Origin of the sequence: Microvirga arvi (genome assembly GCF_016892765.1) — a bacterium.
Taxonomy (GTDB): domain Bacteria; phylum Pseudomonadota; class Alphaproteobacteria; order Rhizobiales; family Beijerinckiaceae; genus Microvirga; species Microvirga arvi.
The window spans coordinates 1-840 of sequence record NZ_JAFEMD010000208.1 but is presented as its reverse complement, the minus strand read 5'-3'; the positions used below and the strand labels follow the sequence as shown (position 1 = coordinate 840).

At 63.8% G+C, this 840-nt stretch carries 1 protein-coding gene; it reads left to right on the top strand.

The window, feature by feature from the left end; all coding sequences use genetic code 11:
• A partial coding sequence (locus ILT44_RS30550; protein WP_204243364.1) for a 4-hydroxyproline epimerase occupies window positions 1-840 on the top strand: 840 nt, incomplete at both ends.

Genomic DNA, 840 nt, shown 5'->3' with positions numbered 1-840 from the left:
CACGACATGATGTCGGGCTCGATCCTCTACCCGCCGACGCGGCCGGATTGCGACGTGGGCATCCTGTTCATCGAGACGTCGGGATGCCTGCCGATGTGCGGTCACGGCACCATCGGCACGGTCACGATTGCCCTGGAAAATGGCCTGATCCATCCGAAAACTCCCGGTCTGTTGCGTCTCGATACGCCGGCGGGCGTCGTCGAGGCGCGCTACGAGCAGAACGGTCCCTTCGTGGAGCGGGTGCGCATCACCAACATCCCGTCGTTCCTTTATGGCACCGGCTTTGAAGTAGAGGTCGAGGGGCTCGGGCACCTCACCGTCGACGTGGCCTATGGCGGCAACTTCTATGCCATCGTGGAGCCGCAGGCGCTCTACTCGGATCTTAGCGACGTCAACCCGTCCGACATCCTGCGCTGGAGCCCCAAGCTGCGCGAGGCGTTCAACGCCCGCTACCAGATCGCACATCCCGAGAACCCGGCCATCAATCGCCTGACGCACGTGCTGTGGACCGGAAAGGCCCAGAATCCGGGCAGCACGGCGCGCAATGCGGTGTTCTATGGCGACAAGGCCATCGACCGCTCGCCCTGCGGCACGGGAACCTCCGCCCGCATGGCGCATCTCGCTGCGCGCGGCGCTTTGAAGAAAGGCGATGCCTTCGTTCACGAGAGCATCATCGGCTCGACATTTACGGGCCGCATCGAAGGGCGCGCGAAGGTCGGCGATCGCGATGCGATCATCCCGTCCATCGAGGGTTGGGCACGAGTGACCGGTTTCAACACCATCTTCATCGACGACCGGGATCCTTTCGCCAATGGCTTCCAGGTCGTCGACCAGAGCCGC